Origin of the sequence: Paenibacillus hamazuiensis (assembly GCF_023276405.1) — a bacterium.
Classification (GTDB): domain Bacteria; phylum Bacillota; class Bacilli; order Paenibacillales; family NBRC-103111; genus Paenibacillus_AF; species Paenibacillus_AF hamazuiensis.
The window spans coordinates 156,192-177,984 of the sequence record NZ_JALRMO010000001.1; the positions used below are offsets into that span (position 1 = coordinate 156,192).

The 21,793-nt window shown below is 52.1% G+C and carries 19 protein-coding genes; 15 read left to right on the forward strand and 4 right to left on the reverse strand.

The features are described from left to right. The first annotated feature begins 24 nt into the window (after positions 1-24). The 11 genes from MYS68_RS00615 (at position 25) to MYS68_RS00665 (ending at position 14,203) form a co-directional block, all read left to right on the forward strand. Complete coding sequence (locus MYS68_RS00615; protein ID WP_248923959.1) at positions 25-1,692, forward strand: ATP-binding protein; 1,668 nt, start codon at positions 25-27, stop codon at positions 1,690-1,692. Continuing rightward, positions 1,676-2,377, forward strand: coding sequence for a response regulator (locus tag MYS68_RS00620; protein ID WP_248923960.1), 702 nt, complete (start codon positions 1,676-1,678; stop codon positions 2,375-2,377). Before MYS68_RS00615 ends, MYS68_RS00620 begins: the two co-directional genes overlap by 17 nt. Before the next feature lie 79 nt (positions 2,378-2,456). Continuing rightward, entirely contained in the window at positions 2,457-2,873 is a 417-nt protein-coding gene (locus MYS68_RS00625) for an Rrf2 family transcriptional regulator (protein WP_248930769.1), read from the forward strand. A 96-nt stretch (positions 2,874-2,969) separates the two neighbouring features. Next, positions 2,970-3,833 carry an SDR family oxidoreductase gene (locus MYS68_RS00630; protein WP_248923961.1) on the forward strand — a complete coding sequence of 288 codons (864 nt, stop codon included), beginning with the start codon at positions 2,970-2,972 and terminating at the stop codon, positions 3,831-3,833. A 571-nt stretch (positions 3,834-4,404) separates the two neighbouring features. Beyond that, entirely contained in the window at positions 4,405-5,268 is an 864-nt protein-coding gene (locus MYS68_RS00635) for an AraC family transcriptional regulator (RefSeq protein WP_248923962.1), read from the forward strand. A 59-nt stretch (positions 5,269-5,327) separates the two neighbouring features. After that, complete coding sequence (locus MYS68_RS00640) at positions 5,328-6,626, forward strand: ABC transporter substrate-binding protein (RefSeq protein ID WP_248923963.1); 1,299 nt, start codon at positions 5,328-5,330, stop codon at positions 6,624-6,626. An 82-nt stretch (positions 6,627-6,708) separates the two neighbouring features. Further along, positions 6,709-7,614, forward strand: a complete 906-nt coding sequence (locus MYS68_RS00645; protein ID WP_248923964.1) for a carbohydrate ABC transporter permease — start codon at positions 6,709-6,711, stop codon at positions 7,612-7,614. A 1-nt stretch (position 7,615) separates the two neighbouring features. Further along, positions 7,616-8,437: a carbohydrate ABC transporter permease gene (locus MYS68_RS00650; RefSeq protein ID WP_248923965.1), complete on the forward strand. Its 822-nt coding sequence runs from the start codon at positions 7,616-7,618 to the stop codon at positions 8,435-8,437. Positions 8,438-8,514: 77 nt separating this feature from the next. Next, positions 8,515-10,002 carry a glycerol kinase GlpK gene (gene glpK / locus MYS68_RS00655; RefSeq protein WP_248923966.1) on the forward strand — a complete coding sequence of 496 codons (1,488 nt, stop codon included), beginning with the start codon at positions 8,515-8,517 and terminating at the stop codon, positions 10,000-10,002. 26 nt (positions 10,003-10,028) lie between these two features. Continuing rightward, positions 10,029-12,515, forward strand: a complete 2,487-nt coding sequence (locus MYS68_RS00660; RefSeq protein ID WP_248923967.1) for a glycoside hydrolase family 31 protein — start codon at positions 10,029-10,031, stop codon at positions 12,513-12,515. A gap of 26 nt (positions 12,516-12,541) precedes the next feature. Next, a complete protein-coding gene (locus tag MYS68_RS00665) occupies positions 12,542-14,203 on the forward strand; it encodes a glycerol-3-phosphate dehydrogenase/oxidase (protein WP_248923968.1) in 1,662 nt (553 codons plus the stop codon). Between the two features lie 87 nt (positions 14,204-14,290). Here the strand turns inward: MYS68_RS00665 and MYS68_RS00670 are convergent, their stop codons facing one another. Further along, positions 14,291-15,076, reverse strand: a complete 786-nt coding sequence (locus MYS68_RS00670; RefSeq protein WP_248923969.1) for a stalk domain-containing protein — start codon at positions 15,074-15,076, stop codon at positions 14,291-14,293. Between the two features lie 245 nt (positions 15,077-15,321). Between MYS68_RS00670 and MYS68_RS00675 the strand changes: the two genes are divergently transcribed. Continuing rightward, positions 15,322-15,564, forward strand: a complete 243-nt coding sequence (locus MYS68_RS00675) for a hypothetical protein (protein ID WP_248923970.1) — start codon at positions 15,322-15,324, stop codon at positions 15,562-15,564. A gap of 231 nt (positions 15,565-15,795) precedes the next feature. After that, entirely contained in the window at positions 15,796-16,566 is a 771-nt protein-coding gene (locus tag MYS68_RS00680) for a hypothetical protein (RefSeq protein ID WP_248923971.1), read from the forward strand. Between the two features lie 135 nt (positions 16,567-16,701). Here MYS68_RS00680 and MYS68_RS00685 read toward each other — a convergent pair whose 3' ends face one another. Beyond that, positions 16,702-17,076: a hypothetical protein gene (locus tag MYS68_RS00685; RefSeq protein WP_248923972.1), complete on the reverse strand. Its 375-nt coding sequence runs from the start codon at positions 17,074-17,076 to the stop codon at positions 16,702-16,704. A 284-nt stretch (positions 17,077-17,360) separates the two neighbouring features. On the opposite strand from MYS68_RS00685, the gene MYS68_RS00690 reads away from it, so the two are divergent. Together MYS68_RS00690 and MYS68_RS00695 are read left to right on the forward strand one after the other, a co-directional pair. Continuing rightward, on the forward strand, positions 17,361-18,101 hold the full coding sequence (locus MYS68_RS00690; protein WP_248923973.1) for an SDR family oxidoreductase: 741 nt from the start codon (positions 17,361-17,363) through the stop codon (positions 18,099-18,101). Between the two features lie 37 nt (positions 18,102-18,138). Continuing rightward, the gene (locus tag MYS68_RS00695; RefSeq protein WP_248923974.1) at positions 18,139-18,504 is read left to right on the forward strand and encodes a MerR family transcriptional regulator; all 366 of its coding nucleotides are present in this window, start codon (positions 18,139-18,141) and stop codon (positions 18,502-18,504) included. Positions 18,505-18,966: 462 nt separating this feature from the next. Here MYS68_RS00695 and aspA read toward each other — a convergent pair whose 3' ends face one another. Both aspA and MYS68_RS00705 read right to left on the reverse strand, forming a co-directional pair. After that, positions 18,967-20,394, reverse strand: a complete 1,428-nt coding sequence (gene aspA, locus MYS68_RS00700; protein ID WP_248923975.1) for an aspartate ammonia-lyase — start codon at positions 20,392-20,394, stop codon at positions 18,967-18,969. A 25-nt stretch (positions 20,395-20,419) separates the two neighbouring features. Further along, positions 20,420-21,685, reverse strand: coding sequence for a cation:dicarboxylate symporter family transporter (locus MYS68_RS00705; RefSeq protein WP_248923976.1), 1,266 nt, complete (start codon positions 21,683-21,685; stop codon positions 20,420-20,422). Between the last annotated feature and the right edge of the window lie 108 nt (positions 21,686-21,793).

Sequence of the window (21,793 nt, forward strand, 5' to 3'; positions counted from 1 at the left end):
TAGAACGTACGGGAAGTGAGCATATTGGAACGCAGCCGCAACGGGAAACATACGATCATCTCAAAACGGGGACGATCGCGAATCGGGGAATGGTTCCGCCGCAAAGCGGTCTTCGTCCGGGAAGACGAAGCAGGAACTTCGTCAATCTTCTCATGGTCTCCCTATGTCTGGATCACGGCGCTGATCGGATTGCTCACCGCAGTGCTTCACCCTTTCGGGCTTTTTCTCGATCCGGTGAACATAGCGCTTATTTATTTGATCCCGGTCCTGTTAAGCGCCGCATACGGAGGAATAGGGCCGTCATTTTATGCGGCGCTTCTGGGCGTTCTCGCGTTTGACTTCTTTTTTGTCCCGCCGTTTCTCAGCTTCACGGTGGCGGATCTGCGCTATCTGATTTCGTTCGCCGTATTTTTGGCTGTGGCCGGCTTAACCGGCAGCCTGGCTGCCCGTTTGAAGCAGCAGCTGCGGTTCTCGAAGCAGCGGGAAGCTCACACAGCCTCGCTTTATGAGCTGAGCCGGCAAATGAGCGCGATCACGGACATTCATTCGCTGCTCGCGAACGTAACCCGGAAGGTCTCCGAAATGATCCAAACGCAAGCGGCCATATATTTGCCGGATGAGCATGATGAACTGAGGCTTACAGCGGCATCCCCCGGCCATTCCGATGGGGGGCAAAGCGAGTCGGAACGGATGATAGCCAAGTGGGTTTTTCAGCATGGAGAAGCGGCAGGGAAGGGGTCGGGCGTACTGAGAGAAACGTCCGGGTTTTACGTTCCTTTGCGCACCGAGGATCGGGTCTACGGGGTTTTGGCGATCAAGCTTGAAAAAGAGAGCGGAGCAATTCCTCCGGATACCCGGCGTTTGCTTGAGGCTCTGGGCGGACTCGCCGCGATCGCCATCGCCCGCCTGAAGCTGACGGAGGAAGCCAGGATCGCTCATTTGTCGGCGGAGTCGGAAAAGCTGCGGACGGCGCTGCTCGATTCCGTCTCTCACGAGCTGAGAACACCGCTCGCCACCATCATCGGCTCCGCAACCGGACTGATCGAAGGAGACAAGCTTTTTTCCCCCGAAGACAGGCTGGAGCTTCTTGCTGCGATTCGGGACGGAGCGCTGCGAATGAATCGTCTTGTCGCCAACCTGCTCGGTATGGTGAAATTGGAAAGCGGCATGCTGCAGCTGCGGAAAAAGTGGTGCGATCTCGAAGATATCATCGGGGTGGTGCTGGCGCAGGTGAAAGATTTCCAGCAGCATCGGGAAATAAACGTAAAATTGCCGGAACGCGTTCCTGTGCTTTTGGGCGATGAAGTGCTGCTGGAGCAAATGCTTGTAAATGTCGTGAGCAACTCCATTAAATATTCTCCCGATTACAGCCGGATTGCGATATCGGTTAAAGCGGACGAAGACAATGTCGAGATAAGCGTCGCGGATTCCGGAGTCGGTCTGTCCGCGGCTGACCGGGAACGCATTTTTGAAAAATTTTACCGGGCGGGCCGGACCAAACATATACCCGGAACCGGCCTCGGACTTGCCATCTGCAAAGGAATCGCCGAACTGCACGGGGGGACGATTTCCGCACAGCCGAATGTTGAAGGAGGCACGGTCATGACGATTGCTCTTCCACAGAACGAGGAAAGCAGGCGGAATCCGTCGCTTCAAGAGGGGAGAAACTACAACGATGACGAACCCGGATAATGGCGCGCGCATTTTAATCATTGACGACGAACCGCAAATCCGCAAATTGCTGAAAGTTACGCTGCAGGCCCATCGTTTTGACATATTTGAAGCGTCTGCCGGCGAAGAGGGGATTTTGCAGGCATCGGTCAGCCATCCCGACCTGATCGTGCTCGATTTGGGTCTCCCCGATATTTCCGGCATGGACGTGCTGCTGCGTATACGGGAATGGTCAAGCGTGCCGGTGATCGTGCTTACGGCGAAGGAGCGGGAGGAGGATAAAATCGCTGCGCTTGATAGCGGCGCCGACGACTACGTCACCAAGCCGTTCGGCATGGGGGAACTGCTGGCGCGGATCCGCGTGGCTCTCCGTCATGTGGCCAAATCGGCCAATGAGCCGGTGCTTGAGTTCGGCGAGCTGAAGATCGATTTGGCTCATCGCTCCGTCGAACTTCACGGGGAACGCTTGAAGCTGACGCCGACCGAATACGATTTGCTGAAGGTGCTGGCGTTAAGCGCCGGTAAGGTCATCACCCAGCGCCAGCTGCTTCAGCAGGTTTGGGGCGGTCACCATCATGAATCGGACAGCCACTATTTGCGGGTGTATATCGGCCATTTGCGGAAAAAACTGGAGGAAGACCCGACAAGACCGAAGTTTATCGTTACGGAGCCGGGGATCGGGTACCGGTTTCTTTCCCGGGATTAAGCAGGATCGAAAGCCCGAACAGAAAAGAATATTGACTTTAAGGATAGTTATAACTATAATGGTTACAACGGTGGTGATCATGATGCAAATCAGTACGCGCTTTTCCATGGCGGTGCATTCCCTTACCCTCATTGCGGTCAATCCGAACGAATGCACCGGAGATTACATCGCGGGCAGCGTCAATACGAATCCTGTCGTCATCCGGAGAATTATGGGCATGCTGAAGAAGGCCGGATTGGTGGACGTTCGTCCCGGGGTAGGCGGCGCTTCTTTGCTCAAAGATCCCGACCGGATTACACTGCTTGACGTGTATCGGGCGGTCAATGCGACGGAGGAGAACCAGCTGTTTCGGATTCACGAAAATTCCAATATCGCTTGCCAGGTCGGGCGCAATATCGAACAGCTCCTTCAGGAAGAATTGAAAGACGCCCAGTCCGTAATGGAACAAAGGTTAGCCCGGACGACGATAGCTCAACTGATCGGCAAGATCGAGTAAAGATGAAAGCTCCTGACAGAGCTTTTATTTTAAAGCTTTGTTGTAACAATAAATGTTATAACAATGTAAAATACAACCCAATGGGAGGAATCGAAGATGAAATTGTTAGTGACAGGAGCCACAGGGAAACTGGGCAGCAAAGTGGTGGAGGCGTTATTGAAAACAGTGCCGGCGAGCCAGCTCGCAGTAAGCGTGCGAAACCCGGAGAAAGCGGAAAGCTTACGCGCGCGGGGAGTGGACGTCCGTCAAGGAGATTTCGACCGTCCGGAAACATTGGATGCGGCCTTCGCGGGGATTGACCGGATTCTGATCATTTCCGCAGATGGTGACAATGAAACGAGAATTCGCCAGCATACGAACGCGGTAGAAGCCGCCGCCCGCGCAAAAGTAAGCTTCATCGCTTATACGAGTGTGGGAAATGCGAGCGACAGCAAGCTATTCCTCGCTCCGCCGCACCAAGCCGCGGAAAAAGCCATCCTGAATACCGGCATTCCTTACTCGTTCCTGCGCAACAACTGGTACCTCGAGAACGAAACTGCAAGCATTCAGGCGGTATTGGCGGGAGCGCCTTGGATCACGTCCGCAGGCTCCGGCAAAGTAGGCTGGGCTCTGCAGCAGGAGTACGCAGAAGCGGCGGCGGCCGTACTGACGGGAAGCGGACATGAGAACACGATCTACGAGCTTTCCGGCAAGCTGCTGACGCAGGAAGAGCTGGCGTCCGCTCTCGGTGCTGTGTTGGGCAAGGAAGTTCCCGTGCAGCAAGTCGACGATGCCGCTTATGCGGAGATTATGAAAAACGCCGGCGTACCGGATTTCGTCATCCCGATTCTCGTTGGAATCCAGCAAGGCATTCGGGAAGGCACCCTGGAGATCGAAAGCAGTGATTTTGAAAAGCTGCTCGGCCGCCCATTAACGCCGATTCACGAAGCTTTGCGTCAAGTTGTCAGCAAGATTTCCTGAAAATAAACAAGCCTCCCATAAACCGGCCTTTCTCTGAGAGGCCGGTTTTTTATTTTTGGACGCCACAAATTTGCGGGAACTGAAGCGTGCCCTCCATAGGTTTTGCGCAAGCAAAACCATGGCCGGCAAACGCGGGCCAGAGGCACGAACGTCCTCCCAACGTCTCCGCACAAAAGTAAAGCGTGTCAGGCATAGGATTTTTGGAAACGCAGCCCCAAAAAATCCATGCCTGACAAACGCGAGCCAGAGGCACGAACGACCTCCTAACGTCTCAACTCAAGAGTAAAGCGTGCCGGGAATAGGAATTTTGGCGCAAGCCCAAAAATCCATGCCCGGCAGACGCGAACCAGAAGCGAGCATGAACTCCCGGCTGGCGGGTCCAGGGCGCCCGAGCGCCTGGGGTCCCCCCGGTGGGGGGATTTAGGGGGGCCACGAGGCACAATGTATATTTTTCAACAATACATATCAAATTAAGAGCAATATATGTTAAGTGTGAACAATTTCAGTATGTTATATTTTGAATTGCAATCTTACTGCTTCGTATCTCGCTTGCATTGGAGGGAGGGCCCTTTTGGTAATTCATACGCCCACTAACCTTGCGCTTCAAAAATTGGGGATTTACGTCAGGGCGGACGCGGATGATTGGCAGTACAGCTGGCCTGTTCATACTCACGAAGGGCTTGAAGTTTATTATTTCATTCGCGGGGATGCGAATTACATTATTGGAGAAAATATTTACGATTTGTCTCCGGGAGACATGCTTCTGTTCCGGGGAAGCACGATTCACCGGGTGAATCCGTCCAAAGATGTTCCCTATATTCGCAGCTATGTCAACTTCAAGGAGTCTTTTTTGCGGGAACAGATGTCGGAAGATATGTTTGAAAAGCTGATGTCTATGTTCGACTCGGCCAACGGAACGTTGATTCGTTGGGCTCCGGAAGAACGCGAGGAAATCGAAACGTATTTCCGGGCCATTCACCGGGAAAACGAACGGGAGTCGTTCGGATACGAGCTTGTTTTGAAAACGCTGTTGATTCAGTTGTTGATTGCAACCTACCGAAAAGCCAAAAGGCTGCATGAAATTGCGCCTGCCGGGCAGCAATCGCACAGCCAGGAAAATGTTCGCCGTATTTTGCAGTATATCAACCAGCATTTTACGGAAAACTTTTCGCTTCAGGATCTGTCGAACGAGCTGCATTTGAATAAATATTACATGTGTCACTGTTTCAAAGAGGTGACCGGTTATACCATCAACAACTATATCATAAGCAAAAGGATTGAAGAAGCCAAGAAGATGCTCCGCACGACCGACGAGCCGATAGCGTTCATATCGGAAAAACTCGGGTTCAACACCGCGGTTCATTTTAGCCGCTCTTTCAAGAAGTTTGCCGGAGTGTCGCCGCAGTATTACCGCAAGCAGGGCGGCGGGCAGTAACTTTTTGGGAATCGCTGCAAACGTTTCAAACATCGATGAAAAGAAAAGGGGTATACGCAATGAACAAAGCTTTGAAAACGGTATCCATCGCAACCGTACTTGCTCTGTCGACGATGAGTCTGGCAGCTTGCGCCAAGAAAGAATCGGCGGGAGCGGGAACGCAAGCCGGCGGCAAAAAAAATGTCACGCTGGACTTTGTCTGGTTCTCGGACGGTAATGAAGGCGATATCATGAAAGGTATCATTAAAGATTACGAAGCGAAAAATACGAATGTCAAAATCAACATGATCGAAGTTCCTTACAAAGACTTGTCCACGAAATTGAAAACGATGATCGCCGGCGGACAACCTCCTGCGCTTGCCCGGATCAGCACGACGGAGCTTGGCGGATTCGCCAACCAAGCGGTGGACCTGAGCGAAAGCAACGGCGGATTGGACAAGTATACGAGCCAGTTCGTCGATTCCCTGAAGCCGTTTTATGTGGTTAACAATAAAGCGGTTGCCGCACCGATGGACGTTACGGCCAACGGATTGATTTATAACAAAACCTTGTTTGACAAAGCCGGAGTAAAGGTACCGACCTCCCCGGACAATGTGTGGACATGGGACGAATTCTCCGCTGCGCTTAAGCAGGTAATGGACAAAGGCGGAGCCAAATACGGTCTTGTATGGGACTACACGCCGCAGCGCTGGTCGACGATGCTGTATCAATTCGGAGGCAGCATGATGAGCGCGGACGGAACGAAAGCGACGATCAACAACGACGCGGGCGTCAAGGCAGCCGAATACTTCAAAAAGCTGCATGACGACGGGATTATGCCGACATCCGTTTGGTTCGGCGGAGAAAACCCGAATAACCTGTTCCGCACCGGGACGGTAGCCGCTCACCTGGCGGGCAACTGGATGATCAGCAACTATAAGGATATTACGAACTTCCAGTGGGGCGTTACGTATATGCCGAAAGGCACGCAGCGTTCCTCGGTACCGGGCGGCAAATTCGCAATGGCGTTCAAAAAGTCCGGCGTCGAGAAGGAAGCGACGGATTTCATCAACTACATCAGCACTAAAGAAGTGAACGCGAAATATACCCAGGATGCGCTGTTCCTCAGCCCGCGCAAAGACAATGCGAAGCTGGACTACTCCTTCGGCAAGGACATGATGGAAGTGTTCTCGAATGAACTTGCGAACACCGTACCCGCCGCAGCTACGGACTGGTCCAGACAGACGATCGTGCCGAAGTTCAGCAACGATTTGAAGACGACGTTATCGGAAATCGTTGCCGGAAAAACACCGGCGAAGGCAGGCCTTGACAAGGTTGCCGGCTTGATCGACAAAGCGATCGCCGAAGAAAAGAAATAATCCAAGGATGGGCTGCTGCCGGGTCAAACCGGCAGCGGTCGATGTTTTCAGACGTTTTTCTTAACGGAAAGGAGTATGCTTGATGTCTGCACAAGCCTCGGCGGCCAAGTCGGTGAAAAGGCGGAGTCCGAATCAATCGATGGGATGGATCCCGTATTTGTTCGTACTGCCCAATTTGCTCATTTTCACCACGTTTATTGTGATTCCAACCATTATCGGGTTTATTTATTCCTTCCACGAATACGATGGTTTGAACCCGATGGAATTCGTAGGGTTCGACAATTATAAAGAAATTTTCACGAACGGCGAATTTTGGACCGCGCTCGGGAAAACGGCGATGTATGCCGTTATCGTGGTGCCGCTTATTTACTGTATCTCCCTCGCTATTGCGATGATGCTGATTCAGCCGCTCCGGTTTAAAGGGCTGTTCCGCTCCGTGTTTTATTGGCCTACGATGATTTCGTATATTATCGTCGGTCTGACGTGGAAATGGATTTTCGGCGATTTCGGGATTTTGAATTACATGATGACGTTGTTCGGCTCAAGTCCGGTTCACTTTTTGTCGGATTCGTTTTTTGCTAACGTATCGGTAATTATCGCTACGGTTTGGTCGCGTCTCGGATTTTATATGGTTATTTTCATGGCCGGCCTGCAGGCGATACCGACCGATTTCTACGAGGCGGCAAGGCTTGACGGGGCTTCCAAACCGCGGGTGTTCTGGAGCATTACGCTGCCGCTGATTAAGCCGACGACCGTGCTTGTCGTCATGCTTTCGCTGATCGAAGCGTTTAAGGCTTATCCGTTATTGTTTGCGCTGACAGGCGGCGGGCCGGGAAAAGAGACGACCTATATCGTGCAGTATATTTACGAAACCGGTTTTGCCAAGCAGGAGCTGGGCATGGCCAGCGCGATGTCCGTCGTGTTGTTCCTGTTGATTTCGATATTTACCGCACTGCAGTTCAGATTGTCTAAAGGAGGAGCCGATTAACGTGGAACTGAAATCTTCCGCCAAAACTGCTTTGTATATCATTCTTTTCCTGCTAGCCGCATTATGGCTGTTTCCTGTTCTTTGGATCGTTATTTCGTCCTTCAAGACCAACAACGACTTGTACAGCTTCCCGCCGCGGTTCTGGCCGCAGCCGTTTACGTTTGAGCATTTTACGGACGCCTTTGAGAAAGGCAACTTTGGCCGCTACTTCATGAACAGCGCCATCGTAACCGTCAGCTCGACGATTTTGCTGCTGTTGATCAACTCGATGGCCGGGTTCGCGCTGGCTAAATATAAATTTAAGGGCGATGCGCTGCTGCTCGTCGGATTCGTCTCGACCTTGATGATTCCGCTTGAGGTCATCATGATTCCGATCTTCAAGGTGCTCAGCTTCCTCGGGATGTTCAACAGCCTGCTCGCTCTGATCATTCCGCCGGCGGCTACGCCGACAGGCGTATTTCTGCTCAGGCAGTATTTGCTTACGGTACCGGACGAGCTGCTGGAAGCGGCGCGGATGGACGGAGCATCCGAATGGCGGATTTATTCGCGGATCATCCTGCCGATAAGCAAGCCGATTTTGGCCGTACTTGCCATATTTTCGTTCATGTGGCGTTGGGATGACTTCCTGTGGCCGCTCATCGGTATCAGCGATCCGTCCCTGTACACGATTCAACTGGCTTTGTCCAACTTTATAGGGGAATTTAACGTCGATTGGGGCAGCCTGCTTGCCATGTCGGTCATTACGATGATTCCCGTGCTTGTCGTTTTCATCATATTCCAGCGTCAATTCGTCAGCGGTATGGTGACATCCGGAATGAAATAACGGAAACATCACTCCCTTCAGTTACAGTGACCGGATGTCTCTGTCGGTGAAGGGATTTTTTTGGGGGAGTTGGAACCATGGAACGTTTCATTATGTCATTGGATCAAGGGACGACCAGTTCCCGGGCGATCTTGTTTAACCGCGACAGCGAAATCGTACATGCGGCTCAAAAGGAATTTACGCAAATTTACCCGCAGCCCGGCTGGGTGGAGCACGATGCGGAGGAAATTTGGGAATCGATGGTATCGGTCATTTCTTCCTGTATCTCGGAAGCCGGCATCCGGCCGGAGCAAATTGCCGCTATCGGCATTGCCAACCAGCGGGAAACGACGGTCGTTTGGGATAAGGCGACCGGCAAGCCGGTTTATAACGCGATTGTATGGCAATCCAGGCAAACCGTTCCGATCTGCGAACGGCTTATAGCGGACGGATGGCAGGATAGGGTCCGCGAGAAAACCGGGCTTCTGATCGATGCGTATTTTTCCGGGACGAAAGCCGCCTGGATTTTAAACGAGGTGCCCGGCGCCAGAGAACGTGCGGAACGCGGAGAGCTGCTGTTCGGGACGATCGATACATGGCTGATTTGGAAGCTGACCGGAGGCAAGGTTCATGTGACCGACTATTCCAACGCTTCCCGCACGATGATGTTCAATATCCGGGAATTGAAGTGGGATCGGCAGCTGCTTGACCTGCTGAACATTCCGGATTCGATGCTTCCCGAGGTGCGGCCGTCCTCCTGCATTTACGGCGTGACGGCGAAAGAACTGCTCGGTGCTGAGGTTGCGATCGCCGGTGCAGCCGGGGACCAGCAGGCCGCGTTGTTCGGGCAGGCATGTTTTGCGGAAGGCTCGGTCAAAAACACGTACGGCACCGGCTGCTTCATGCTGATGAACACCGGAAGCAAGGCGGTCAGCTCGAAGCATGGGCTGCTGACGACAATTGCCTGGGGTCTCGGAGACCGGGTGGAGTATGCGCTGGAAGGCAGCATTTTTGTGGCGGGTTCGGCGATCCAGTGGCTGCGCGACGGTCTTCGCATGATCGGGAACGCTGCGGAAAGCGAACAGCTGGCCGCAAGCGTGGACTCCACCGATGGCGTATACGTCGTGCCGGCGCTCGTCGGGCTCGGAACTCCGTATTGGGACAGCGATGTGAGAGGAGCGGTATTCGGGCTTACCCGCGGAACGACCAAGGAGCATTTCATCCGCGCGACGCTGGAATCGCTCGCTTACCAGACCAAGGACGTTCTCGCCGCGATGGAAGAGGATGCGGGCATTTCACTGCACTCGCTGCGGGTGGATGGCGGAGCGGTCAAAAACAATTTCCTGATGCAGTTTCAAAGCGACATCCTGAACGTGCCTGTAGACCGTCCGGTGATTAATGAGACGACGGCGCTCGGTGCGGCATACTTGGCCGGACTGGCGATAAGTTATTGGGCGGATCAATCGGATATTGTCAAACAGTGGAAAATACACAAAACTTTTGTACCGGATATGGACGAGACCAGACGCCGCGATCTGTATGACGGTTGGAAAAAAGCCGTGCATGCAGCGAGAGCTTTTAAATAAAGGATAGGAACCGTGGAGGGAAGATCATGAAAGTAAGCAGCAAGTTATTGCAGGTTGTGGAAGAGCGGCATTACTTGGACTTGGTGACGGATGCGGCAAGGTATCGCATCTATTTGATGAATGACCATGTGGTCCGGATTCGCTGCACGTTCGACGACCATTTCGCCGATGAGGCTTCATATACGCTGACGATGACCGCATGGGACGACAAGATGGATGCGATGGTGGAGGGCCGCAGGCGGGTGGACGCGCTTCCGGCCCGTTACGAGGATCTCGGAACCCATTTGCTGCTCGCAACGAAGGAGCTGCGCATGCTCATTCACCGGGAGCCTTTTGCCATTGAAATTACGGATGCGGAAGGCCGCGTGCTGCATGAGGATTTGAAAGAGCGCTCCTATGTAAAGGATAAGCAGGGCCGATTGTACCACTATTCCTGCATGAAAGACGAAGATCATTACTACGGCTTCGGCGAAAAAAGCGGGCATTTGAATAAAAAGAAAAGAAGGCTGCGGATGCATAACGTGGATACGATCGGCTACGATTCCGAGCACACGGATCCGCTGTACAAGCATATCCCGTTCTACATTAAATTTAACGGAGCGACGCAAGCCGCAACAGGGTTGTTCTACCATAACAGCTACGATTCCACCTTTGACATGGGCTGCGAACGGAGCGGCTATTGGAACAAGTACAGCTATTTTTGCGCGGACGGCGGGGAGCTCGACTTCTTTTTCATGTACGGTCCGCAGATCAAGGATGTCGTCCGGCATTATACGGATTTGACGGGCAAGACGATTTTGCCGACCCAATATTCGCTTGGTTATATGGGCTCCACGATGTATTACACCGAGCTTGACCGGGATTCGGACAAAGCGATCTTGAATTTTCTCGATAAATGCAAGGCGGAAGGCATTCCTTGCGACGGGTTTTTCATGTCTTCGGGGTATACGACGGGAGAAGACGGGAAAAGATATGTGTTTAACTGGAATTATAACAGGTTCCCCGACCCGCAAAGCTTCATCGAACAGATGCATCAAAAGGGAGCGGCGCTTGCGCCGAACATCAAGCCGGGCATGCTGCTGACCCACCCGCTCTACAAGCAATTCGACGAGGCGGGCGCCTACATTAAGGACGAAAAAGGCGAAACATCGCAAACCGACCGCTATTGGGGCGGACAAGCTTCTTTTGTCGATTTCACGAACCCGAAGGGCAGAGAATTGTGGAAGAAGCATCTGAAAGCATCGTTTATCGAGCTGGGCGTCACCTCGATCTGGAACGACAACAACGAATATGAAATCAACAATCCGGATGCGCTTTGCGAGTTTGAAGGCGACAAGAAGGAGATCAGCGCCTTGCGGCCGATTTTGCCTAACCTGATGGCGCAAATGGCGAAGGAAGCCATTGCCGAAGCGGCGCCGAATACGAGGCCGTATATCGTCAACCGCGCCGGATTTGCCGGCATTCAGCGTTTTGCCCAAACGTGGGCCGGCGACAACAATACGAGCTGGCACAGCCTGAAGTTCAATGTTCCCGTTATTTTGGGAATGGGGCTTTCCGGCGTGGCCAATCAGGGCTGCGATATCGGCGGCTTCTTCGGTCCCGCTCCGGAACCGGAGCTGTTCGTCCGCTGGGTGCAGAACGGGATTTTCCAGCCGAGATTTTCGATCCATTCCTGCAACACCGACAATACCGTAACCGAGCCGTGGATGTATCCTTCGTACACTCCGTATGTCCGGGAAGCGATCCGGCTTCGTTACCGCCTCGTTCCGTACTTTTACTCCTTGCTGTACGAGGCTTCCGAACTGGGCTCCCCGGTGATGCGCCCGATGGTGTACGAGTTCCAGCATGACCCCGCCACCTGGGAGGAAAGCTTCGATTTCATGCTCGGGCGGTCGATTCTGGTGGCCAACGTCCTTGAAAAGGATGCGAAAACGAGGAAGGTGTATTTGCCGAAAGGAAGCGAGTGGATCGATTGGTATACGCGGGAAAGGTATGCCGGTGGACAGACGATCGAAATTCCCGTAACTCTCGGGTCGATTCCGATGTTCATTCGCAGCGGAGCCGTTATTCCGCTCGCCCCGAATTTGCAAAACATTCACAACGACCGTGTGGAAGAACTGCACCTGCTGATCGAACCGTCCGAACAAGCAAGCTTCGTGTTTTATGAAGATGACGGAGTTACGAACAATTACAAGAACGGAGACTATTTGAAAACGGCGATCGGTGTCGAAACGAATCGGAATACGACGATATCCTTCAAGAAAGAAGGGGCTTACGCCAGCAGTGTGAAGCGGATCGTCATCGATCTGGTATGCAGAGAAATCGCTCCGGTTCAAGTGACGCTGCAGGGCAGAAAACTTCCGATGTTTCTGGATCCGGCAGAGTGGGAAGCGCAGGAAGAAGGCTGGTATTACGATATGGAACTCAAATCGGCGAAAATCAAATACGACAACAGCCGGGCCGATTATGACATTGCCGTCAACTTCGATGTCAAAGACCTGATTTCCATATAATTCGTCTGATTCGGGGGTAATGCAAGATGGTCGGAACTTTTTCAAGCGATAAACGAACGGATATTTTACGGGATTTGGACAATCAAACGTTTGATTTGCTCGTCATCGGCGGCGGCATTACAGGGGCCGGCATTGCTCTGGATGCAACGACCAGGGGCATGAACACGGTGCTTGTGGAGATGCAGGACTTTGCCGCAGGCACGTCCAGCCGGTCGACCAAGCTGGTCCATGGCGGGCTCCGTTATTTGAAGCAGCTCGAGGTGAAAATGGTCGCCGAGGTCGGCAAAGAACGCGCGGTCGTGTATGAGAACGGTCCGCATGTGACCACTCCGGAGTGGATGCTGCTGCCGTTCCATCAAGGCGGTACGTTCGGCAAATTCAGCACCTCTCTGGGCCTCCGGCTGTATGATTTTCTGGCGGGCGTGAAACGGAGCGAACGGCGGACGATGCTGGGAGTGCAGGAGACGATCCGGCGGGAGCCGCTTGTCAAACGCGAAGGGCTGAAGGGCAGCGGCGTCTATGTCGAATATCGGACCGATGACGCCCGGCTCACGATCGAGGTCATGAAAGAAGCGGTTTCCCGTGGCGCCAAAGCGGTCAACTATGCCAAGGTCGAGCAGTTTATTTACCAAAACGGCAAAGCGGTCGGAGTGAAGGTGACCGATATGATCCATGGCGGCGTATATGATATATATGCCCGCAAAATCGTCAATGCGGCCGGGCCGTGGGTGGACACGCTGCGAGAAATGGACAAATCGAAAACGGGCAAGCACCTGCAGCTCACCAAAGGGGTGCATTTGGTCATCAACCAGTCCCGATTCCCACTGCAGCAGGCGATCTACTTCGACACGCCGGACGGCCGGATGGTATTCGCCATTCCAAGAGACGGCAAAACGTACGTAGGCACCACCGACACCGTGTTCAAGGGTGATACCGCACATCCGAGGATGACTGCGGAGGACCGGAAGTATATCATCGATGCGATCAACTACATGTTCCCTACGCTGAATATCGGCCCTCAGGATATCGAATCCAGCTGGGCCGGACTTCGTCCGCTCATCTTTGAAGAAGGCAAAAACGCGTCGGAAATTTCCCGTAAGGATGAAATTTGGCAGTCGGCATCCGGTTTGATTACCATCGCCGGGGGCAAGCTGACCGGTTACCGTAAAATGGCGGAGATGGTCGTCGATCTTGTCGACGAACTGTTCAAGAAGGAAGGCGTAACCCGCTTCACCCCTTGCAAAACGAAGACGATGCCGATTTCGGGCGGGCATGTCGGCGGATCGAAGCAATTTCCCGCCTTTATCGCCAAGAAAACGGCGGAAGGCTTGAATCGGGGATTTACCAAGGAACAGGCGGAGAAGCTGGTTCGCAAATACGGCTCGAATATCGACCGGGTGTACGAGTTGGCGGAGGCGTACGCGGAGAGCGGTACGGCCTTCGGGCTTTCTTTGGACGTGCTGGCTATGATCATTTACGCTTTGGAAGAGGAGATGGCAGTGAAGCCGATCGACTTCTTCAACCGGCGCACCGGCGCACTGCTGTTCGATATCGCCTGGGTGCATAAATATAAGGAGCCGGTTATCGCTATTATGGCGCACTACTTGCATTGGAGCGCTGATGAGACGCGAAAGTACGGCGAGGAGCTGGAAAAATACCTTCACGAAGCGGTTGTTCCCGCCGAGTAAAACCAAGGCGCATGCACAGGCATGCGCCTTGAGTTTGTTGAGAACACCCGAAATTTGTAAAAAAATGAGTGGCTCGCTATGGCACAGCTATTCCTTTGCAACAATAAGTTGGATAACTCTAGCTCGACCCGGATAACTATCGAACCCAGCACCTACACTCCACGCTTTTACTTTTTGTCCAACCTTAAGATCGTTAAATGGAATCCTCTCCTTAGAGTCGATGCCAATAAATGCATCAGGAGTGAAAGAGACCCAAACGGCATCTGGATTACCATTAGAATTAATTTTATCCTTATTGATAATAAGTACTTTTTTATTTTCGACATCAATTGACGATATCTCTCCAACAATATTCGCCGTTTCCGGAATAATAAATTGATCGATGATCAGGTCAAAATTATTCTGACCTATTAACCGATAAATGGAACTTATCAGCTCACTTACTTCTGAAGCTTTTAAAAGTGAACGATGGTCATGGAGCTTCCTTATAGTCAAAGTAACCTTATCATCTCCAATATCGCCGCTGATGAGTTCAAGTGATTTTGTTTGAAGAAAATCAGTTATTGTCGACGCCTTACTTTCAATAACATGAGAGCTTATCTTCGCTTCTCCATTTTGAAGCTCCACCGTTTGAGCAGCTTCGTTCCAATTTACTTGAAGACCTGTCAATGCAGCTAAATCGCGAAGCTTAAGATAGGTCGATCCGTCGTAAATAACCGGCGAACTCTCAAGTTTAGCGGGCTTTCCGTCCAGAGTGATAGGCAGCGCCGGTCTAAGATAGGCTTCCACCTTTTGCAGACCTTCTTCAGCATATGCAGCTGATGCCGATGCGAGTATGATTCCCGCCAATAATCCGGGTACAAATTTTTTCATTTTCACACCCTCCTAAAGTAAAGTATAAATAGTTTCCACTCTCCAATATGCGGTCCAAGCTGTTGCCCCTTCGGTGATTTCCGCGTTCGATTTCGAAGTTCACCTGGTGTTTGAGTTGGCAAACTGAGTTGAGCGTCCGTAATAATATAACGTTGTTGGTGTTGTAAATGTCGCAATAACACCCGGCAGAATGCCGCATAAATGTGTTACGTGAGGGGAAGCCTAACGGTAAAACGGAGGTTTTTATGGATTTGTTCAGAGAAGGCGAACCTCATCCATTGTACGACGAGCTGATGAGCTTGAAAGATGCAAAGATGCGCAACGTTGCCGTCAAAGCGGTGAATGGAGTCATTTTGGTATCTTACATTGACGATAAGTGGATAATTACTTTAAATGACCGCTTTCAGTTGGAAAGCGCCAACATACATGAAATAATAGATCATGTGGATAAACTGCATGGTGATCAGACCTATGTGTTCATTCGCTGAGTCGAAAAATGCAAAAAACACGAAAGATCGTGAGGGCTTCCTCAGGGTCTTTTCTTTTTGCATGACCAATATGACAAAATCGCGCATACCCGTTTGCCGAAAATATGGTAAATTCAGCATACCTTAAGGCAAACTTTAGGTTTCTCTCAGTCCCTGCTCAGTGGGGATTCAGGCCTGGGCGGTAAAGTACTGGGTGTAAGGCAAATACAAAAAAAAGGATGGAGAGATACTATGAAGACGGTGAACAAGAAAATTTTGACGGGCACGCTGGCGGCAAGCATTTTACTGGGAGGCGGCTTAACCGGAGCGATTTATAACACAGCTTTTGCGGCAGCGGATGGGACAAGCGCATCGGCGCCCGTAAACGCGGATGCGGGTATGGCGGCATCGAATAATGCGGTTCCCGGCCATGGCCAAGGCAAACGCGGCGGCGGCCACGACGGATTCCGCGTCGTTAACGTGGAAAAGGAAACGGCGTCCATTCTGGGAGTCGATGAGACCAGCATCCGCGATCAGCAGGCGCAAGGCAAAACACTTCTGCAAATCGCACAGGATAAAGGCGTAACGGAGGACGTCCTTATGCAAAAGCTGACCGCCGCCGCCAACACGTCCATTGACGCCGCCGTTACGACCGGCACCTTGACACAGGAACAAGCCGATCAACAAAAATCCGCTTTGGCGGATCGTTTGAAACAGGAAGTGTCCGAGATAAGGCAAAACGAAGGCCGCGGACATGGCAAAGGTGATGGGCGCTTCGGTTCCTTTACCGACCCGGCGGCGCTGTCCCAAATCCTCGGGATGACCGAAACGGAGCTGAACACGGAGCTTCAGGCAGGCAAATCCCTGGCTGAAATTGCAGAGGCCAAAGGAATTGCCAAAGATCAGCTGATCGGTAAAATCAAAGACAGCATGACGGACAAAATCACCCAATTCATCGATAAAAAAGGAACCGCAGATCAGGCTCCATCCTCGTCAAACTCAAGCGATAAGGCCGCTGATTAAGTCATAAGGAGGATGCACGAAAAAACTGCCTCTTATCAGGCAGTTTTTTTGCGCATTAAAAAAAGCTATCCCGCAGCCATGTGATAGCTTTCGGGACAGTGCCAGCGAATCTATATAAAAAAGAGGAGGAGAATGCTAATCGGTGGCTTCCATGAAAGCTTCGCCTTCGCATTGCCATGCCTGGAGGCATTGTACCCTCAGTTCGTAATCTTCTATCTGGTCGGTATCGTAGACCTGGCTGAAGTCCGAATCGCCCGGGTAAGGGACGAGGGTTCCGCTGGCTATCTCTTGCTGGCGGGAATAACTCCAGATGGAATAATAAATATCGGTTTTTCCGAGATTGTGAACGATAATGCTGGTATGCCTGCCGTATACATAACCGGCGTCTTCATATTTGACCCAGCTGTCGCCCCAAAATAAATGCTCGTACCCTGCGGCATTAGCCGGCAGTGCGGCCATACACAAAGAAGCGGCGATAAGTATCGCGGTCATGATCCGTCTTTTTTTCATCACATTCATCCCTTTCCTTGAATTTTGGCTCAAGCCATACATGAATCCGAACGGTTCCTATCCCTCCTTTTCATCACTGCTGTCCGGGTGTCCACACTTTTGAAAGCGCTTCTATTTGTATGATAGCATGGCGGAATGTCGTGCTTTGAAGGGGGAAAACGTCATTTTGATAGGGGGTTCGTGCTTTTCCGCCGAACGCCGGGGTTCACTTTCAAACACTTGACCTAGAGTAAACTCTAGGTTTTATACTGAAGCTTGCATTATCTTGGAGAGGAGAATTGGATATGTTGAATGTGGAAGGAAAAGTTGTGATCGTAACCGGAGCTTCGAGCGGAATCGGCGAGGCTTCGGCCAAGCTGCTTGCGCAAAATGGAGCAAAGGTTGTGCTGGCGGCAAGAAGAGAGGAACGATTAGCCGCTTTGCAGTCCGCGATTGAAGGACAAGGAGGCACCGCCGTTTACAAGGTGACGGATGTGGCTTCCCTGGAGGATGTCGAACAGCTTGCGCGGTTTGCCCTGGATACCTTCGGACAGATTGATGTTCTCGTTAATAACGCGGGAATCATGCCGTTGTCATATTTGCATGAAAAGAAGATTTCGGAATGGGATCAAATGATCGATGTCAACATCAAGGGCGTGCTGTACGGTATAGGAGCAGTTCTTCCTCATATGAGGGAAAGAAAGCGAGGACATATTATTAACGTTTCGTCCGTGACAGGACATATCGTCAGAAAGTCGTGGGCCGTCTATTCGGGAACCAAATTTGCCGTTCGGGCCATCACGGAAGCGCTGCGGCAGGAGGAAGCGGAAAACAATATCCGCACCACGATTATTTGCCCGGGAGGCGTATCGACCGAGCTGGTTCACACGATATCGAACGAGGAGATCAAGCAAAACATCGAGGAATCCCTGCAAATGGCATTGCCTGCCGAAGCTATAGCCCATTCCATATTATACGCCGTTTCCCAGCCGGAATATGCGGCCGTCAACGAAATCATTGTACGGCCTACCAAACAGGAACTATAATAAAGGTATCCTTAATTATCGTCCCGGAGGGATCGCCGTGTATTATACGATCGGCCAGGTTGCGGATCTGACGGGCTTGTCTATCCACACCTTGCGTTATTATGAAAAGGAAGGCATCATGCCGGCCGTCACCCGCAATGAGAGCGGCATTCGCATGTACAGCTCAAAGGACATAGAGGCGCTTGAATTTATAGGCTGCCTTCGGGCGACGGGCATGTCGATCTCGGATATCAAGCATTTCGTGCAGGGGAGCACGAGCATCGATCAACGCCTTGTCATGCTGCAGAAGCAGAAAGATAACGTGACCGCACAGATCGACCGGCTCCTGTCGTTTCAAGCGATGATCGATCGCAAAATCGATATTTACAGCAGCATGCGGTTGGCGGAAGAAAAGACTTCCTGAAAAGATCATTCCGGACACAAAAACGGCAGATGGGAACTCGTAAGCGAGCTCCGATCTGCCGCTGCGTTTTTTTATCAGGCGTTTGCTTTCAAAATGAGGGTAAGAAGTCGCTGGTTTTTGAGGAAGCTTAGGATGCTTGGGAAGAGATCGGAGCGGGCTTGTCCAACTTTTGCCGCAGCCGATTATCTTGGAAACCAAGTGCCGTCGGGACGCAAGCAAACGGGCAGATTTCCGTCCGTCGTTTGCGCCGGAATATTAGGCGGATGACAGGAAAGCAAAGTTTCGAAAGTAACAACCTCATGTGAAACAACTTTGGGCTCAGCATACTTCTTCTTCTCCATAATTTTCACACTCCAATAAATAGAATGGGTTTACAGAAAAATTATATACTGCCGCCGATGTCGAAGTGTGCAAAAATGTGGCACCAAAAGATGGAATATTTAAAATATTTAAAAAATATTTTCAGCTGTTATTCAGCAGCTCCGCTCCGGCGATGCCCGGGTTGGTCATTTCATACGGATCCAGGATGATGTTGAGCTCATCTTCGGTTAATACCCCGTACTGAAGGCACAACTCCCGCACCGGACGGCCAGTCAAAATAGCCTCTCGCGCAATTCTCGCCACGACCTCATAACCGAGATGCGGGTTCAGTGCCGTTATGACCCCGACGCTGTTTTCCACATATGCCCTGCAGCGCTCCTCGTTCGCTTCGATCCCTTCCAGGCAGTATTCCCGGAACACTTTAAAAACCTGATTCATCATGCTTAGCGATTGAAGCAAATTGAATACGAGCACCGGCTCCATCACGTTAAGCTCCAGCTGCCCTGCCTCGGAAGCGAGACAAATCGTATGGTCGTTGCCGATGACCTGGAACGCGACCTGATTGACGACCTCCGCCATGACCGGGTTGACCTTGCCCGGCATGATGGACGAGCCGGGCTGCCGCGCCGGCAGGCTCAGCTCCCCAAGTCCCGCGCGCGGCCCGGAGGCGAGCAGCCGCAGGTCGTTTGCGATTTTGGACATGTTGATCATGCATACTTTCAGTGCGGCGGACACTTCGGTATAGGCGTCCGTATTTTGCGTCGCATCCACCAAGTGCCCCGCATTGGTGAGAGGAAGGCCGCTGATATCGGCCAAAAGCTCCACGACCCGCTTAATGTAGCGCGGATCGGCGTTCAAACCGGTACCGACGGCCGTCGCCCCCATGTTGACTTCGTACAGATGGCTGCGCGACCGCCCGATTCTCGAAATATCGCGCTCCAGTACCCGGCTGTAGGCTTCGAATTCCTGGCCGAGGCGGATCGGCACGCCGTCCTGCAGATGAGTGCGGCCCATTTTGATAATGCCGTCAAATTGCGTCGCTTTTTTGCGGAACGTGCCCAGCAGTTCCTCCATTGTGCCCAGCAGCTTCTCCATTAAAGAAAGTGTCGCTATATGAATCGCCGTCGGAAACGCATCGTTGGTAGACTGCGCCATATTGACGTGGGAGTTGGGGCTCACTTGAAAATAATCGCCCTTGGTTCCTCCGAGAAGCTCGATCGCCCGGTTGGCGATAACTTCGTTGGCGTTCATGTTGATGGACGTTCCCGCCCCGCCCTGGATCGGATCGACGATAAATTGGTCGCGCCACTTGCCGTCCGCTATTTCCTTCGCCGCCTGCACAATCGATTTCCCGATTTGCGGGTTCAGCCGTCCGATCTCCATATTCGCCGCAGCTGCGGCTTGTTTAACGATGGCCATCGCACGGATCAATTCTTCGTGAATGCGATAGCCGGTGATCTGAAAATTTTCCACCGCACGCAGCGTTTGAATGCCATAGTAAGCATCGGCCGGCACTTCCCTGGAGCCGAGAAAATCTTTTTCCACCCTGATTTGCGCCGTTGTTGTCATGATCGCTTCCCCCCTGGAATGCGGCTTACGCAGCCTGCTTGATAGATTCCAAATATTGCTGGCCTTTTTTCTTATCGTATTGCCCTTCCCATTTCGCCATCACAATCGCCGCTATCGAATTGCCGACGACGTTGACGACCGTCCGGGCCATATCGAGTATGCGGTCGATGCCGGCGATAAAAGCAAGGCCTTCGAGCGGTATCCCGACCGAGCCGAGAGTAGCCAGCAGGACGACAAACGATGCTCCCGGTACGCCGGCGATCCCTTTGGACGTAAGCATCAGAACCAAAACGAGCATGATTTGCGAGCCGATCGGCATGTGAATTCCGTACATTTGCGCGATAAACAAGGCGGCAATCGCCTGATACAGCGTTGAGCCGTCCAGGTTGAACGAATAGCCGGTCGGAATGACGAAGGAGCTGATCGCCTTCGGCACGCCGAAACGCTCCATCTTCTCCATCATCTTGGGAAGCGCCGTTTCGGAGCTTGCCGTCGAGTAGGCCAAAATGAGCTCGTCTTTTAATATGCGAATGACCGCCATCAGGCTGGTGCCGCAAAGCTTCGCGATCAAGCCGAGCACGATGGCGACGAACAGGAACATGCCTGCATATACGGTAAGCACCAATTTGCCCAAAGGAACAAGCGAGCCGACGCCGAATTTGGAAACCGTCATGCCGATCAACCCGAACACGCCGATCGGTGCAAACTTCATAATCTGGTTCGTCACCCAAAACATCGCATCGGCCGTGCCTTGGAAAAATGCGATTACCGGCTTTCCTTTTTCGCCGATCGCCGCAATGCCGAGACCTAATAATACCGAAAAGAAAATGATGGCGAGCATGTCACCGGCGGCGATCGATTCGAAGATGTTTTTAGGCACGATATTGACAAGCGTATCGACAAAGCTGTGGCTCGTTACCTGCTGCGTCGTTTCCACGTATTTCGTGATATCCGATTTGGCCAGGGCGGCCATATTGATGCCGGCTCCGGGCTGGAAAACGTTGCCCATCAGCAGGCCGAAAATAATGGCGGCCGTCGTTACGAGCTCAAAATAAAGAATCGTTTTTCCTCCAAGCCTGCCCAGCCTTTTCATATCGCCTACACCCGCCACCCCGACGATTAGCGAGGAAACGACAATCGGCACGACGATCATTTTGATCAAACGTATGAAAATGTCCCCCGCGGGTTTCAAGTAAGTTTCAATGGCGGGATTGCCGTAAAAAACGGCGCCGACGACGATGCCGAGCACAAGGCCGAGCAGGATTTGAAAAGCCAAACCAAATTTCTTCATAAAGCAATTCCCCTTTGCTTAAAATTGTAAAGCGCTTTCTTTTTTGCAGGAGTCTGTGTACGCTTGGAATGAGTTTATTGTACGGGCAATCTACACGAATCTACGCGA

Coding starts and splice junctions, on each gene's coding strand:
- MYS68_RS00670 (WP_248923969.1), bottom strand. CDS start 15,076: ATGAAAAAATTTGTACCCGGATTATTGGCGGGAATCATACTCGCATCG.
- MYS68_RS00705 (WP_248923976.1), bottom strand. CDS start 21,685: ATGAAGAAATTTGGTTTGGCTTTTCAAATCCTGCTCGGCCTTGTGCTC.
- MYS68_RS00660 (WP_248923967.1), top strand. CDS start 10,029: ATGAAAGTAAGCAGCAAGTTATTGCAGGTTGTGGAAGAGCGGCATTAC.
- MYS68_RS00620 (WP_248923960.1), top strand. CDS start 1,676: ATGACGAACCCGGATAATGGCGCGCGCATTTTAATCATTGACGACGAA.
- MYS68_RS00645 (WP_248923964.1), top strand. CDS start 6,709: ATGTCTGCACAAGCCTCGGCGGCCAAGTCGGTGAAAAGGCGGAGTCCG.
- MYS68_RS00640 (WP_248923963.1), top strand. CDS start 5,328: ATGAACAAAGCTTTGAAAACGGTATCCATCGCAACCGTACTTGCTCTG.
- MYS68_RS00685 (WP_248923972.1), bottom strand. CDS start 17,076: ATGAAAAAAAGACGGATCATGACCGCGATACTTATCGCCGCTTCTTTG.
- MYS68_RS00690 (WP_248923973.1), top strand. CDS start 17,361: ATGTTGAATGTGGAAGGAAAAGTTGTGATCGTAACCGGAGCTTCGAGC.
- MYS68_RS00630 (WP_248923961.1), top strand. CDS start 2,970: ATGAAATTGTTAGTGACAGGAGCCACAGGGAAACTGGGCAGCAAAGTG.
- MYS68_RS00680 (WP_248923971.1), top strand. CDS start 15,796: ATGAAGACGGTGAACAAGAAAATTTTGACGGGCACGCTGGCGGCAAGC.
- aspA (WP_248923975.1), bottom strand. CDS start 20,394: ATGACAACAACGGCGCAAATCAGGGTGGAAAAAGATTTTCTCGGCTCC.
- MYS68_RS00665 (WP_248923968.1), top strand. CDS start 12,542: ATGGTCGGAACTTTTTCAAGCGATAAACGAACGGATATTTTACGGGAT.
- MYS68_RS00625 (WP_248930769.1), top strand. CDS start 2,457: ATGATGCAAATCAGTACGCGCTTTTCCATGGCGGTGCATTCCCTTACC.
- MYS68_RS00675 (WP_248923970.1), top strand. CDS start 15,322: ATGGATTTGTTCAGAGAAGGCGAACCTCATCCATTGTACGACGAGCTG.
- glpK (WP_248923966.1), top strand. CDS start 8,515: ATGGAACGTTTCATTATGTCATTGGATCAAGGGACGACCAGTTCCCGG.